The 14,643-nt window shown below is 68.6% G+C and carries 10 protein-coding genes and 1 tRNA gene; 9 read left to right on the forward strand and 2 right to left on the reverse strand.

Annotated elements, in window-relative coordinates:
• Positions 1 to 346 precede the first annotated feature (346 nt).
• Positions 347 to 430: transfer RNA gene (locus tag GXY15_10760), tRNA-Ser, on the forward strand.
• Positions 431 to 465: 35 nt separating this feature from the next.
• Positions 466 to 978 carry a PH domain-containing protein gene (locus GXY15_10765; protein NLV41692.1) on the forward strand — a complete coding sequence of 171 codons (513 nt, stop codon included), beginning with the start codon at positions 466 to 468 and terminating at the stop codon, positions 976 to 978.
• Positions 979 to 989: 11 nt separating this feature from the next.
• Here GXY15_10765 and GXY15_10770 read toward each other — a convergent pair whose 3' ends face one another.
• Positions 990 to 3,305, reverse strand: coding sequence for a DUF4034 domain-containing protein (locus GXY15_10770; protein ID NLV41693.1), 2,316 nt, complete (start codon positions 3,303 to 3,305; stop codon positions 990 to 992).
• A gap of 387 nt (positions 3,306 to 3,692) precedes the next feature.
• Between GXY15_10770 and GXY15_10775 the strand changes: the two genes are divergently transcribed.
• From GXY15_10775 to GXY15_10800, 6 genes are read left to right on the forward strand one after another with little or no spacing between them, the layout of a single operon-like run.
• Complete coding sequence (locus GXY15_10775) at positions 3,693 to 5,090, forward strand: isochorismate synthase (protein ID NLV41694.1); 1,398 nt, start codon at positions 3,693 to 3,695, stop codon at positions 5,088 to 5,090.
• Entirely contained in the window at positions 5,065 to 6,828 is a 1,764-nt protein-coding gene (gene menD / locus GXY15_10780; GenBank protein NLV41695.1) for a 2-succinyl-5-enolpyruvyl-6-hydroxy-3-cyclohexene-1-carboxylic-acid synthase, read from the forward strand. The genes GXY15_10775 and menD overlap by 26 nt, the downstream gene beginning before the upstream one ends.
• Complete coding sequence (locus tag GXY15_10785; GenBank protein NLV41696.1) at positions 6,825 to 7,643, forward strand: alpha/beta fold hydrolase; 819 nt, start codon at positions 6,825 to 6,827, stop codon at positions 7,641 to 7,643. The genes menD and GXY15_10785 overlap by 4 nt, the downstream gene beginning before the upstream one ends.
• A gap of 46 nt (positions 7,644 to 7,689) precedes the next feature.
• Positions 7,690 to 9,675, forward strand: coding sequence for a glycoside hydrolase family 97 protein (locus GXY15_10790; GenBank protein ID NLV41697.1), 1,986 nt, complete (start codon positions 7,690 to 7,692; stop codon positions 9,673 to 9,675).
• A 45-nt stretch (positions 9,676 to 9,720) separates the two neighbouring features.
• Positions 9,721 to 10,932, forward strand: coding sequence for a GNAT family N-acetyltransferase (locus GXY15_10795; protein ID NLV41698.1), 1,212 nt, complete (start codon positions 9,721 to 9,723; stop codon positions 10,930 to 10,932).
• Between the two features lie 24 nt (positions 10,933 to 10,956).
• The gene (locus GXY15_10800; GenBank protein NLV41699.1) at positions 10,957 to 11,859 is read left to right on the forward strand and encodes a fumarylacetoacetate hydrolase family protein; all 903 of its coding nucleotides are present in this window, start codon (positions 10,957 to 10,959) and stop codon (positions 11,857 to 11,859) included.
• Positions 11,860 to 11,868: 9 nt separating this feature from the next.
• Here GXY15_10800 and GXY15_10805 read toward each other — a convergent pair whose 3' ends face one another.
• Positions 11,869 to 13,023, reverse strand: a complete 1,155-nt coding sequence (locus GXY15_10805; protein ID NLV41700.1) for a cyclic nucleotide-binding domain-containing protein — start codon at positions 13,021 to 13,023, stop codon at positions 11,869 to 11,871.
• 425 nt (positions 13,024 to 13,448) lie between these two features.
• Here GXY15_10805 and GXY15_10810 point away from each other — a divergent pair, with 425 nt between their 5' ends.
• Positions 13,449 to 14,315: a hypothetical protein gene (locus GXY15_10810; protein ID NLV41701.1), complete on the forward strand. Its 867-nt coding sequence runs from the start codon at positions 13,449 to 13,451 to the stop codon at positions 14,313 to 14,315.
• Positions 14,316 to 14,643 lie beyond the last annotated feature (328 nt).

Below are 14,643 nucleotides of genomic sequence, written 5' to 3' on the forward strand. Positions count from 1 at the left end.
ATCGCTTCGCTCAACCACCGGCTAATGGCCCTCACCCCTCCGGGGTGAAGAGGGAAAGGACACCCGTATCCATGGCTTCATGGACAGAATTCCCGCCCACGGCGGTCAGGGGCTCGCCATGACGCGCTGTGCCGGGGCTGCGGCGGGAACGAGATGGCTTCGCTTCGCTCGCCATGACGCATGTTTCCCCGTCATTGCGAAGGCGCGCAGCGCCTGAAGCAATCTCGTGCCCGCGATGGCCCCGGGTTCTGCGGCATCGTATTCGGCAATTGCGGCTGGAGGGCGTCATTTGGAAAACGTCGGTCGGGTGTGGGACAATCTGGCGGTGACCAGTCGGCGTTTGCCCGGAGGGGTAGCCTAATTGGTAAGGCACCGGTCTTGAAAACCGGCGGTTTCGGCCTTGCGGGTTCGAGTCCCGCCCCCTCCGCCAGATTTTGTTGTTTTGCCAACCGGAGGAGTCTGCCCATGAGCCAGGTGGTTTGCCCGTCCTGCGGCCTGAGCCAGCCCGTGGCCGAGGAAAAAATCGGCCGGGAAGTCTACTGCGAGGAGTGCGGGAAGAAGTTCACCGCCGAGGGGCTGGCGCAGGACGCGGCCGCGGCCGCCGCGCCGGAGTACGTCTGGGAGGGCAGCCCGCTCTGGCGCTACTACTTCTGGCAGACCTTCTTCGGCGTGGTGCTCATCCCGGCACTCGGAATCGGGTTGCTGCTCCTGCTGGGGGTGTGGTTCCGCCGCATCTCCCACAAGTACCAGGTGACCGGATCGCACATCATCGCGCGGATCGGCATCTTCTCCGTGAACACCATCCAGATCGCGGTGAAGGACATCCGCAGCATCGAGATTCGGGCATCCTTCTTCCACCGGCTCCTGGGCGTCCGGGAGATACTCATCTCCACAGCCGGCAATGCGGGCGTGGAACTCACCATGCACGGCATCCCGGACGAGGTCGCCGACACCATCCAGAAGCTCCAGCGGAAGTAGCCGAAAACCCCTCAGCGGTCCTTTCGCCGGAGCGCGCGCGCGGCGAAAAACACCAGAATGCCCAGGGACGCAAGGAGGGACAGGGTCGCAGCCGCCGTGAAGGCCAGGCGCAACCAGTTGGATGGATCGCCCCAGAAGTCTTCCCTTTCGGCCGCCTCTGTCTGTTCATCGCAGGGGAACGGCACTCCCTCCTCCCGGGCCCATTTCGCATAGGCCGCAAACTGGCTCTCGTCCCCCTCCCCCCAAGTTTCAGTATCTCCCTGGTCGCCGATTCTGCCGAACAACTCCTTGGCCAGTTCCCTCTGGCGGAACAGACAGGCGCAGCCGCAGTAGTTGTTCAGGTATCGTCTTGAATCGGGGAATTCCTGGAGCAGTTGCCTGAACCCCGCGTCGAGGCCGACCCACTCCGCCATCTCCCCGCTTCCGGAATACTCACAGTGAAAAATGCCCATCTGTTCCGTCACCAGTTCGGCGTACAGGGTGTCGTTGGCCGACTCCGAGGAGAGCTTTCGCGCCTCGGCAAAAAACGCCACCAGTTCCTCCCCGGACCCGCGCCAACTTGGATGTACATACAGGGCCATTTCAGAGTACAGGGGGAAATAATCGGGGGCCAGCGCCACGCCCTTCATGAAGATTTCGCGCTGTTTCTCCCTGGAATACCCAAGGGCAGTGCCCGTCGCCAGCCACATTTCGTAGAATTCGGGCGCGTTTCCCGCCAGCGGCTCGGCCTCCTCCAGCACCTTCTCCGCGCGGCGGAAGTTCTCTTCAAACCCCTTCCGCCCCTCCGGGGTCACCTCAGCGCCGTACCCTGGACCGCGCAGATCCCAGGCATAGTTCTGGTACACCTGCGCAAGCAGCACCCGGGCTGAAACGGAATCGGGGCGCTCGCTGCACCACTTCCGGACGCAGGCCATGTAGGGATCCTTGTAATGCCACGTCAGGTTCCCGTATCCATTGCGCAGTCCTTCGTAAAACTCGTCAAGCTGCCATTTCCCCTCCGCATCCCGGCACTTCCCCTCGCGGAGTCGGGCAAGGGTGTTTTCCAGATAGTCATGCTCCCCGGCGGCCAGAGCCCAGCCGAGATACGTTTTTTCCGCAGGGGTCTGCCGTGACAGGGGAAGGTCCATCAAGGGTGCCTCCTCGTGGTTCTCCGCAAGGGTGTTCTCCCCGACTGTGGCCTCCGTGCCCTCGTCCTTCACGGCCACGCCCCGGCCGCCGTTTTTCCGGCACATGTTCCCTGCGATGGAAACGGAGGCGCCCTGGGCCGCCAGAATGCCGTGGACCGCGTTCTCTTCGCAGGTGTTCCCGTCCACCTCCGCCGAGGTGAACCAGTCGCGGACAACGATCCCGTTCACCGTGTTCCCGCGGGACGTGTTGTCCCGCACCGCCGCGCGCGCGGCCGCCGCCACGAGAATCCCCGCCCCCTTGTTCCCGGAACAGGCGTTTTCCGCCACCTCGATGTTGGTCCCGATCCCCGCAACGCGGATGCCCGGCCCCGTGTTTTTCTCCACCGTGTTCCCGCGCAGAACCGCCTCCGTCCCGCAGCAGGCCCAGATGCCGGCCCCGGCATTCTCCCTAACCGTGTTTTCCTCGACAAAGACCCCGGCATAATGCTCAACCTGCACTCCGGCCCCCCCGTTCTTCTCCACGCGGTTTCCACGGATCACCGCGTCCCGGGGGCCCGGGCCGAAGAGGTAAATTCCATGGTGCGGGTTTTCGCTGAACGTGTTTTCTGTGAACTCGCCGAAGCCCCCTTGGAAGACTGTGGCGCCGCCCAAGGAATTCCCGCAGACCACATTGCGCGCAAAATGCCCACGCGCGCTCTCGCCGCGCACGACGATGCCGATCTGAACATTGCCCTCTATGCGGCAGTCCTCCACCCGGACGTCTGAGTCTCCATGGACCGCGATTCCACATCCCGCGCCGTTGCGCATCACACAGTGCTGGATATGGACACGCGCGCCCTCGGCCAGAATCAGGTCGGGGTATTTCGCCCTCCCGTTCTCCGGCTCCTTGTCGTTGTGTTCCAGAATCAGGCGTTGCAGTTCCACCATCGCCCCGGATGTGACTTTGACAATTTCCCCGGCGCGCACCGTGTTGCTCAGCACCACCTCCCCAGACTCCGCGCCGGAAAGGGTGATGTCTTTTCCTATGACGAGCGACTCGTGATACACGCCCGGCTGGATGACCACGGCGCTTCCGGGTGCCGCCGCGTCCACGGCCGCCTGGATGGTGGCGTGGTCTCCGGGCACCGCCAGCGTCGCGGAATCGGCTCCCGCAGCCAACGCGGCGCAGAGCACCGCCGTCGCAATCCCTCTTGAGAACATGCCGCCCTCCTTCGCTCCCGGGTGACCCGCAATTCCCGTGTTCCGGCGCCAGCTGTATGGCCGAACACATGGTCCTTGCAGGGGTCTTCCGCGTCAACATGCCCACGGTATCAGAAATCCGGACAGGGTCACAATAGTCGGGCCTGCTCCTTCACGGTCGGCGCATTCCCAGAGCCGACCAAGAGACCCGTCACCTTTGCAGCAACCTGTGCTGCACCTGCGACGCCGATGTATGGCGGCGCCAAGCTGGAGCTTGGCGATCCCAGGGTGCGCTGGATTGGGCGTCTTGCTCACGCCCTGCGCGTTGAATCCCGTGTTGCCGCTCGCCTAGACTGGGCGCGGGCGGGATGCTTGGGGCGTTCCGCAGGTGGATGAACGGCGGTTTTCTTGGACACAGCCCCCCTCACAGAACTGGCACCCGCCCTGTCCGCGCTGGACGGAGCAGTGCGCGCGGCGGCCCCGGGCCGTCCTTCGCCGGGGCGTCTGGTGCGGGTGGAGGTGCCCGCGCCGCCGGTGTGCCCGCTGGAATGGCTGGCGGCGCAGTCCAGCGTGACGCGCTATTACTGGCGCGACCGCGCGGGGCTGTTCGAGAACGCCGGGCTGGGGGAGGCCGATGTGGCCAGTCCGGCGGACGGCCCGGAGACACCTTCCGAACTCTTCGCCCACCTGCGGCGGCATCTTCCTGAGGGGCCCGGCGAGGGCCGGTATTACGGCGGGTTCCGGTTTCAGCCGGGGAACGGCCGCCCGACGCAGTGGCGGGAATTCCTCGGATACCGCTTTGTGGCCCCCCTGCTGGAACTGCACCGAAAACGGGGCCGGACCACGCTGGCGGCCACGCTGCGGGCGGATGACCGGGGCAGCCTGCGCGGGGCGGCGGACGCCGCGCGCGCGGCGCTGGCGGCGGTGGGTCTCATGGAACCGGAGCGGCCCAGCCCCCCGCGCGTCCTTTCGCGGGAGGACCTGCCGGACCGCGCGCACTGGGAAAAGATGGTGGCGCGCGCGCTGGCGGCGTTTGACCGGGGAAAACTGGAGAAGGTGGTGCTGGCGCGGGAGACGCGGTTCACCACGGACCGGGAACTGGATCCCGTCGCGGTGCTGCGGCGGCTGGTGCGGAGCACGCGGCACTCGTTCTGTTTCTGTTTCCACCCGGCGCGGGACCGCGCGTTTCTGGGCGCGTCGCCGGAACGTCTGCTCCGGCGGTCGGGCAGGCTGCTGGAGAGCGAGGCCGTGGCGGGCACCTGCCCGCGCGACGCGGACCCGGAAGCGGACGCTTCATTGGCGGAAGCCCTGCTGGCGAGCGAGAAGGACCGCCGCGAGCAGGGGCTGGTGACGGCGGCGCTGCGCGCCGTGTTTGACCGCCTGTGCGGCGCGGTGGAGGCCGACCCGGAACCCGGCCTGCTGACGCTGCTGCACTGCCGCCACCTGCGCACCCGGATCTCCGGCATGCTGCGGGAGAACGCGGACGACGGCGCGCTGCTGGAAGCGTTCCACCCCACCCCGGCGGTGGGCGGCACGCCCCGCGACCGCGCGCTGGACTGGATCGCGCGGGAGGAGCCCTTTGACCGGGGGCTGTACGCCGCGCCCGTGGGCTGGGTGGCCCGGGACGGTCTGGAGTTCTGCGTGGCCATCCGGTCAGGACTGGTGCGCGGGGACACGCTAACGGTGTATAACGGCGCGGGCGTGGTGCCCGGGTCCGTTCCCGCGGAGGAATGGGCCGAAATCGAGACGAAAATGCGCAATTTCCTGAGGGTGCTCCGGCATGACGGACAAGAACACGGGGCTTGAGAACCTGCGCCGGGCGGACCGGCTGGTGGCGGAACTGGTCGCCGGGGGCGTGCGGCTCTTCTGCGCGTCGCCGGGGGCGCGGTCCGCGCCCCTGGCGGTGGCGGCGGCGCGGCACCCCGGCGCGGAGCTGGTGGTGCATCCCGACGAGCGCGGCGCGGCCTTCTTCGCCCTCGGCTGGGCGAAGGCGGCGGGCTGCCCCGCCGCGCTGGTGTGCACCTCGGGCACGGCGGCGGCGAACTGCCTGCCCGCCGTGGTGGAGGCAGCCATGGCCCGCGTGCCGCTGGTGGTGCTGACGGCGGACCGGCCGCCGGAACTGCTGCGCCGGGGGGCGAACCAGTCCATCCGCCAGCAGAATCTCTTCGGCGACTATCCCCGGATGTCCGTGACGCTGCCCTGCCCCGACGACCCCTCGCCGGAGGCGCACACGGCGGGCGTCGCCGCCCACGCGCTGCACCTCGCCCGGCGGAGCCCCGCAGGGCCGGCGCACCTGAACTGCATGTTCCGCGAGCCGCTGCTGCCGGAGCCGGAGGACACGCCCCCGTGGACGCCGTCCGGGGAGGCCCCGCAGACGAGGTGGCACCGCGCGGAGGAGACAGTGGACGAGGCGACGGAGGCGTGGCTGCTGGAGCACCTGTCCAATGTGCGGCGAGGCGCGCTGGTGGTGGGCGCGCTGGACTCCCCCGCGGAGACGGCCGCCGCCCTGGTTCTGGCGCGGGCGCTGCAGTGGCCCGTGCTCGCGGATGTCACCAGCGGCCTGCGCCTCGGCGCGCACGGCGCGCCCCTGGTTGCGCACTATGACCAGATGCTGCTGTCGGAACGGTTCCAGGAGGCCTTCGCCCCGGAATGCGTCCTGCACCTCGGCGGCCCCCTCGTGTCCAAGCGCCTGCTGGGCCACCTCGCGCGGGTGCGCCCGGAATACATCACCGTCGCCGGACATCCTGAAAACCAGGACCCCGCCTGCCTCGTGCAGCAGCGGCTGGATGTGGATGCCGCGTCCTTCTGCCGCTGGCTGGCGCCCCCCGCCAAGTTCTTCCCGAAGTCCCCCTGGGCGGAGCCGCTGTGCGCGCTGTCCGCCAGGACCGCCGACGGCATTGCCGAATGGCACGCGGAACAGCGTACCCTCACGGAGTCCGGGACCGCGCTGGAACTGTCCCGCGCGTGTCCGGAGGGGCACCTGCTCTTTCTCGGCAACAGCATGCCCGTGCGAGACATGGACATGTACGGCGCGGCGCGCGACGGCGCGGGGCCGCGCGTGCTGGCCAACCGGGGCGCGAGCGGGATTGACGGGTGCGTGGCGTCTGCCCTGGGCGCGTCGCGCGGCGCGGGACTTCCCACGACGGCGCTGCTGGGCGACCTGGCGGCGCTGCACGACCTGAACTCCCTCCTGCTGGCGCGGGAGACAGCCGCGCCCTTCCGCCTGGTCGTGGTCAACAACGACGGCGGCGGCATCTTCTCCTTCCTGCCCGCGTCGCGGCATGAGGACCACTTTGAGAAGTGCTTCGCCGCGCCGCACGGGCTGCGCTTCGGGTATGCCGCCCGCCTGTTCGGCTGGGACCATGAGGCGCCCGGAACACCGGAGACCCTGCGGGACCTTCTCGCCGCCGCCCCGCCTTCTGCGGGTCCGCAACTGGTGGAGCTGCGCACCGACCGCGCGGAGAATGCCGCCGGACATGGCGCGCTTCAGCGGATGCTGGCGGAGCGCGTGGACGCGTCCCTGGCCGAAATGGGCGGCCTGTGAGCGGCTCCGTTCCCGTGCAGGTCTGCGAATTCGGCCCGAAGGACGGTTTGCCCCTGGTGCTATTGCACGGATTCTTGGGCCACGGCGGCAACTGGGAAGAGGCGGCGGCCCTCCTCGCTCCCCACGGGGTGCGGGTGCTCGCCCCGGACCTCCCCGGCCACGGGGGCACGGAGTTCCCTGACGGCCTCGACTGGGCGGGGGCGGTGCGGCTGCTGGATGCGGCCGTGGCGGGGCGGGTGGCTCCGCCCTGGCACCTTGGCGGGTATTCCCTCGGCGGAAGGCTCGCCCTGCAATGGGCGCTTGATTTCCCGGAGCATGTCCTGTCCCTGACCCTTGAATCCTGCTCGCCCGGCATCGCGGACGCGGACGGGCGCGCCGCGCGCCGCGCGGCGGACGCGGCTCTCGCCGCACGGCTGGAACAGGCGGTCTGGGAGGACGGCGCGTGTGAAGCGTTCCTTCGGGAGTGGTACACCCAGCCGCTTTTCGCGTCCCTGGCGGAGAAACCCGTCCTGTTCGAGCGGGTGATCCTGTCGCGGCTCGCGTCCTGGCCCAACGCGCCGGGGGCGGCGCTGCGCGCCTTTGGACGCGGCATTCAGCCGTCCCTGTGGGACGCCCTTTCGCGAACCGCCAGCCCGGCGCTGCTGATCACGGGCGCCCATGACTCCCGCCACGGCGGCATCCTCCGGGAGATGGCGGCGCGTTTGGCCGGCGCCGCGCTGGAAGTCCTGCCGGACTGCGGCCACGCCGCGCATCTGGAGGCCCCGGCCGCCTTTGCGGAGAAAGTGTCGGGTTTCGTTTGCCGTAGGGGAGCCTGATTTCTTATGCTGGACCGGTTCAACAACCTTTCGGAGGAATCTCATCATGTTCGGGCGCTTACGGTGGACGGCGTGGACCAAGTGGACGTTGTGGACAGCGGCAGTGGCGGGAATGCTCCTCCTGCCGGCCATCGCGGGGGCGGAGTCGGTCTCGTCGCCCGACGGGCGGATCACCGTGGAGGTGGGCGTGGAAAAGCAGCTCACCTGGTCGCTGACCGTGGACGGGAAGCAGGTGGTTTCCCCGTCGCCCCTCGCCCTGAAACTGTACAAGGGAAAGACGCTCGGCGCCAAACCGAAGATGCGGGAGGTGGCCACCGCGTCGGTGGACGAGACGATCACGCCGGTGGTCGCGGAGAAGCGGGCGGTCATCCCGAACAAGTACAACGAGCTGCGCGTCGCGTTCGCGGGGGACTACACCCTCGCGGTGCGCGTGTTTGACGACGGCGCGGCGTGGCGCTTTGAGACCGCCCTGGACGGCGACATCGTTGTGGAGGACGAGACGGCCTCCTTCGTGTTCCCGGGGGACTTCACGATGATGCGCACGAAGACCAAGACCGTGCAGACCTCCTTTGAGGCCCCGTACACGACGCAGAAGCTCTCCGAATGGACGGATGACGAGCTGGCTTTCGCGCCGCTGCTGGTGCGCGTGGACGGCGGGCCCGCGCTGGTCCTCACGGAGTCCGACCTGTACTCCTACCCCGGCATGTTCCTGGCGCGGGACAAGCAGGACGCGACGACCCTGCGCGGGCATTTCGCGCCGTATCCGAAGAAGGAGGTCCCCTTCCGCGACCGCTACATCCGCGTGCGGGAGGCGGAGCCGTTCATCGCGAAGACGGCGGGCACCCGCACCTTCCCGTGGCGCGTGGTGGGCGTGGCGCGCCGCGACGCGGAGCTGATCGAGAACGACATGGTCTACCGCCTGAACCGGCCCTGCGCGCTGGCGGACACCTCGTGGATCAAGCCCGGCAAGGTGGCCTGGGACTGGTGGCACGCGAACCAGATGTGGAACGTGGACTTCACGCCGGGCGTGAACACGGCGACCTACAAGCGGTACATAGACTTTGCGGCGGCGAACGGGCTGGAATATGCCATCCTTGACGAGGGCTGGTCGGACACGCGGGACGTGACCAAGCTCAGCCCCGAGGTGGACCTGCTGGAGCTGATCCGCTACGGCAAGGAAAAGAACGTGGGGCTGGTGCTGTGGTGCGTGTGGTGCACCCTGGACCGCCAGCGCGACGCGTTTCTGTCCCAGCTGGAGGAATGGGGCGTCAAGGGCGTGAAGGTGGACTTCATGGACCGCGACGACCAGATCATCGTGGAGTTCTACGAGCGCATGGCGAAGGCCACGGCGGCCCACCACCTGCTGCTGGACTTCCACGGGGCCTTCAAGCCGACGGGCCTGCGACGGGAGTACCCGAACCTCATCACGCGCGAGGGCGTGGCGGGCATGGAGCAGTCCAAGTGGTCCGTCCTGAGCGACCCCGAATACTGCACCGCCATCCCCTTCATCCGCATGTTCGCCGGGCCGATGGACTACACCCCCGGCGCGATGCGCAACGCGCAGAAGGACGTCTTCACGGCGAATTTCGACCTGCCGTCCAGCCTGGGCACGCGGTGCCACCAGCTCGCCATGTACACGGTGTTCGAGAGCCCCCTGCAGATGCTCAGCGACAGCCCCAGCGCCTACGACGAGAACCCCGAAAGCCGGGACTTCATCGCCGCGGTGCCCGTCACGTGGGACGAGACGCGCGCGCTGGACGGCCGGGCGGGCGACTTCGTGGTGGTGGCGCGGCGAAACGGGGAGCGCTGGTGGCTCGGCGCGATGACCGACTGGGACGCCCGCGAGGTCACCGTTCCCCTGTCCTTCCTGGGCGCGGGGGAGTGGAAGGCCGTGCTGTTCGAGGACGGCCCCGAGGCCGCCGTGAAAGGCACCAGCCACACGCGCTCGGAAAGGGCCGTGTCGGCGTCGGACACCCTTACCCTGAAACTCGCGCCCGGCGGCGGATTCGCGGCCCGCTTCGAGCGCCCCTGACACCGGCATGGCGGCGCGGCGCCGGCGTGCCCGCAGGATGAAGGCATGGGAATGGATGACGTCACTGTAAAGGCCGCCCAAACGGACGAGGAACTGCGCCAGGCCAACGAGCTGATGGCCAAGGCGCATTTCGCCGACTATTGGGAGGGGGCGGAGTGGGTGAACACCGTCGGCATGACCTATCCGGGGTTCAAGCGGGAGCACATCCGCATCGCCCTCCACCGGGGGCAGGTGGCCGCCGCGCTGCGGATGACCACCGACACCATCCGCGTGGGCGAGGCGCGCCTGAAAATGGCCGGGTTCGGCTGCGTCACGACGGACAAGGCCTACCGGCGGCGCGGCCTGACCAGCCTGGTCATGGACGACGCCATGCGCCATCTGCGCGCCCACCGTTTCCACACGGCCATGCTGTTCGGCATCCCGGACTTCTACCACCGCTGGGGCTTCGCCACGGCCCTCGCGGAGTATTCCACCACAATCACCCTGCGCGACGCGTCGCCGGAGGCCTCGCCCGCCTGCCGCATCCGGAAGATCAAGCCGGGGGACATCCCCGCCGTGCAGCGGATGCACGCCGCAAACGACGAGGAGACCGCCTGCTCGCTGGTGCGGAGCGCCGCGCACATCAGCAACCAGTGGACGCGCTGGGAGAAAGCGCGCGTCCTGATTGACGAACAGGGCAAGGTCACCGCCTACCTGCGGGGGCGGCCCGACGGAACGGACTACGTCGTGGACGAGGCCGGGGTCGCGGGGTATGACGCGTGCCCGGCGCTCATCCGCGCGGCGGCGCGGCTGGCGCGGGCGGAGTGCGCCGGCCGGGTGAAATTCCTCGCGCCGCCGAGCCATCCGGTGATCCGCCACCTCCTGGCCTTCCGCGCGGACCACGCCATGCGCACCGACCGCAACGCCAACGGCATGCTGGCGGTGGTGGACACGGGGGAGGCGCTGGAGTCGCTCGTGCCGGAGTGGGAGCACCTGCTGGCGGGGGGGACCGGCGGAGACGCGGAGGTCACGCTGGTGGTGGACCGCACCCCCTGGCGCGTCCGCGCGCGCCGGGGCGCGGTGGATGTCTCCGCTGCCTCCGGCCGCTGCAAGGTCTCCCTGAACGGGCGCGAACTGGCCCAGCTGATCGCGGGGTTCCGCCATCCGGAGGAAATCCTGCACGACCGCCTGCCCTTTTCCCGGGGCGGCGGGGCCGCATTCCTGAAAACCCTGTTTCCGAAGCGGGTGCCGTTTGTGTGGGCCGCCGACCGCTTCTGAAGGCGCGCCAAAGGAGTCAAGAAGATGCAATTCGGCCGGGTGCTCTGGAACGGAACCCCCGTGATCGCGGCCCCGCTGGGGGACCGCTGGTTCAATTTCACCGTGGCGGCGGCGCGGGCGCTGCCCAAGGACGGCCTCCCGTTTTCGGACGGAATCCGGGATGTGGGCGACCTCATCCGGTCGGGACGTTTCACGCCGGAGACCTACCGGCGGGTGGCGGACCGCATGGAGGGCCGGGATGCTTTTGAGGACTGCTGGTTTCCCGGCGTGCCCGCGTTCACGCTTCCCTGGCGGCCCGGAAAGGTCATCGCCATCGGAAGAAACTACGCCGCGCACGTGGCGGAGTTCGACAACCAGCTTCCGGAGGAGCCGGTCTTCTTCTCCAAGGCCAACTCGGCCTGCATCGGGCCGGGGGAGCCGGTGCGCTTTGACGCGTCGCTGGGCCGGGTGGACCACGAGGGGGAGCTGGGGGTGGTCATTGGCAGGCGCGCCTGCCGGGTGTCCGAGAAGGACGCGATGGCGCATGTGGCGGGGTACACGCTGGTCAACGACGTGACGGCGCGGGACATGCAGCGTGCCGCCATGGCGGAGGGCAACCCGTGGTTCTGCGCGAAAAGCGTGGACACCTTCTGCCCCCTCGGCCCCGTGGTGGCGATGCCGGAGCTCTTTTCGGAGCCGGTGGAGACGCCGCTGGAGGTGCGGGTGAACGGGGAGACCAGGCAGCAGAGCGACACGGGCCGGCTGATCTTCGGCATTCCCCGCCTGATCGCGGCGGTGTCCCGATTCATCACGCTGGAACCGGGCGACCTGATCTCCACGGGAACCCCGGAGGGGGTGTCCGCCCTGAAGGACGGCGACGAGATGGAGGTGCTGAACCCCGTGCTGGGCGTGCTGGCAAACCCGGTGCGCGTCGCCGCCGACCGCTAAGCCGGCCCGTTATTGCGCGTTGGCCTTGCGGAGCCGGTGGCTGAGGGCGATGATGATGTTCACGAGGATCTGGCAGGAAACCTCCCCGCCGAAGGTGTTCATGATGTCGTCCATCGTCAGGGAGAGCACCGCCACGTCGCTGACGGCCCGGGCGTCCGCCGTGCGCGCCGACTGGGTGACCAGGGCCATTTCCCCGAACATCTCCCCCTGCTCCATCGTGGCCAGGATGCGGTCGCCGTCCACGATGGCCACCGCCCCGCTGAGGATGACGTACATGGTGTCCCCGTGGGAGCCCTTGGCGAAAATGCAGGCGCCCTCGGAGAACTCCTCCGTCCGGCCCTTGGCGAAAACGCGGGCCACGTTCTCCGGGGAAATCCCCCGGAAAAGGTCCATGCGGCGGGCCAGAATGCCGTAGGTGTTGCGCATGCTGTCCATCATGACGTTGGTCATGGTGACCGCCACATCCTCCGGCGTCGTCCGCACCTGCTTCCCGTCGTCTGAAGTCCTCGCGGAATCCGGCGCCGCGAGCAGGTCCTCCACCCCCAGATCCTCGTCGCTCTCAACGGGGGTCATCTCGAAAACGGTCTGCAACAGCGCTTCGTCGGCATCGGAAAGCGTCTGGTGCGCCTTTTCCTGCCCCTTCTGGGAGAAAGACGGGGAGGACGGCGCGGGGGGGAGGGGACCCGTGTAGACCAGGGGCGCCGGGGCGGACGCGGAACGGGAAACACCGGACGAAGGGTACGCGCCGGAGGGGCCCGGGGCGGCGGCGGGCGGGACGGAGACGGAGACGAAGCGCCGGATGACCGTCTCGAAATGGCGGCTGGCGCACAGGATCGGTTTCACCCGCAGTCCCGGGCAGTGCCCGCGGATCGCATCCAGGGCCGCCGCGTCAAGCGGGTTGACCATGGCAATGGTCAGGTTCTTGCCCATCCGGTCTATGGGAAGCACATGGTGCTTCACGCAGACGTCCCGGGGAATCAGCGAAAAGAGAGATTCGTCTATCAGGTAGTCCAGCAGGCTGAGATGGGGAATCTTGCAGTACTTCGCGAGAAAGGTCAGCAGCGCCTCCTCGTCGAGCAGCCCCTCCTCCACCAGAATGTCCCCGATGAACACGCCGGTCTCCGCGACGCGCTGGAGGGCGCGCTGCATGTCCGCCGGGTTCACCTTTCCCTGGGCAAGCAGCGCCTGGGGAAGGGATTCGGCGCCCTCTGACGTGTTCCCGCCCTCCTCAGACGGGGGCGGCTGTGACCGCAGTGGACGGACGGAAGGCTGGGGGCCGGACCCCGCCGGACCGGACACGGCCCCCGCGGGCGGGCGATTCGTTCCCAGAGACGGCGCAGTCCGGTCTTCCTTGTCTTTCCGGCCCCAAAACATTGAACACACCCTTTCGACGTGCCTGCCGGGACACAAATGCCCGCTCCCCTCATCTTATCACTTTTCGCCCTTTCCCCGCCATCGCCGTTTGCATGGCGCCGTGCGCCCCGGTATGATCGCAGGGGAGACTTTTCATGCGGCACCTTCCCCTCCTTCCAACGCTTCTGTTGATGTCTGCAATCACTGCGCATGCGGAAAATCCGCCGTCCCCCCTTTTGAGGGATCTTGCGCTGGAGGGGGGCTTCCACCTGTCCGCCGTCTCGACAGCCGATCCCCCGCTGGAGATCGGAAACGTGCTGGCGGGTGTGCCCGGGGCCGCGCCGCAGTGGCGGCTCGCACAGTGGGGCACCCGCTGGAATCTTCTCCCGGCCCCGGAAACCGTCTCCGCCGACGGCGCACGGACCCGGAGCAACGAGGGGAAGCGGGTGACCGTGCTGCCGGGGGGCCTCGCCGGGGAGGGTGTGGTGCTGGGGGTGAACGGCCCGGCGGAGTACCCGGACGGCCCCAGGAAACACGGCGAGCCCTGGCCGCACCTGCTGGTCGAGCAGAAGATTTCCCGCGATGACCCGCTGACGGCGTATGCCGCCCTGCCCTTCCGCGTCTCCTTCCGCGTGGACCGGTGTGACGGGCCGCCCCCCGGGGAGGCCGACCCCGGCCTCCACACGGCCCACATCACGGCATTCTGGACGGCGCACAACGCGAACAGGGCGTCGGCCGGGCAGGGGGACATGCTGTGGTTTGGCGTGCCCCTGTTCGACGCGAGGCACCCCCTCCCTCCCGGCCACCAGGCCGAGGACGCGGGCCAGCCGCTGGCTTCGCACAAGTTCATTTACACGGTGGAGGGAAGCCGGGTGCAGGAGGGGCCCGTGAAACTGGGGGAATGGCGGACCATTTCCTGCGATATCCTCCCCCTGCTGCGCGAAGCGCTGGAAACCGCCGCGGCCAGGGGCTTCATGAAGGACAGCCGCTTCGGGGACCTGCGGCTCACCTCGTTCAACCTGGGGTGGGAGGTGCCGGGCAGCTACGACTGCGAGATCACGCTGAAGGGGCTTGGCCTCGACGCGGTTCCCGCCGCCCCCTGAGGGAGCGGCAGGGCTATTGCACTAAAACGCGCTTTAGGAGGCGCCTGCGTGCAGCATGAACGTCCCTCGGTCATGTGATTCTGTCTTTGTTGTCCCAACGGGACATCCGCCTATAGCCCAGGTCAGGCCGCCGCCCGGAGGGCCAGGCCTGCCCTGGGGAGGAGGCTCCCCGGAGACATGCCCTGAAGGGGCATCCGAAATTTGCGCGCCGGGAAGAAGACAAGGCAGGCGGGACGCCTGCGGTACGGAACTGCCCCGCAGGTCTTCTTCGTACCGCTGGCGTCCCGCCGGCCTTGTCTTTGGGTGCCCGTCCCCGTTTCGGCTGCCC

Source organism: Candidatus Hydrogenedentota bacterium, from assembly GCA_012730045.1.
GTDB lineage: Bacteria > Hydrogenedentota > Hydrogenedentia > Hydrogenedentales > CAITNO01 > JAAYBR01.

Bases quoted from the DNA above. Each gene is read 5' to 3' on its own strand.
- GXY15_10795 (NLV41698.1), top strand. From the start codon at position 9,721: ATGGGAATGGATGACGTCACTGTAAAGGCCGCCCAAACGGACGAGGAA.
- GXY15_10790 (NLV41697.1), top strand. From the start codon at position 7,690: ATGTTCGGGCGCTTACGGTGGACGGCGTGGACCAAGTGGACGTTGTGG.
- GXY15_10800 (NLV41699.1), top strand. From the start codon at position 10,957: ATGCAATTCGGCCGGGTGCTCTGGAACGGAACCCCCGTGATCGCGGCC.
- GXY15_10765 (NLV41692.1), top strand. From the start codon at position 466: ATGAGCCAGGTGGTTTGCCCGTCCTGCGGCCTGAGCCAGCCCGTGGCC.
- GXY15_10770 (NLV41693.1), bottom strand. From the start codon at position 3,305: ATGTTCTCAAGAGGGATTGCGACGGCGGTGCTCTGCGCCGCGTTGGCT.
- menD (NLV41695.1), top strand. From the start codon at position 5,065: ATGACGGACAAGAACACGGGGCTTGAGAACCTGCGCCGGGCGGACCGG.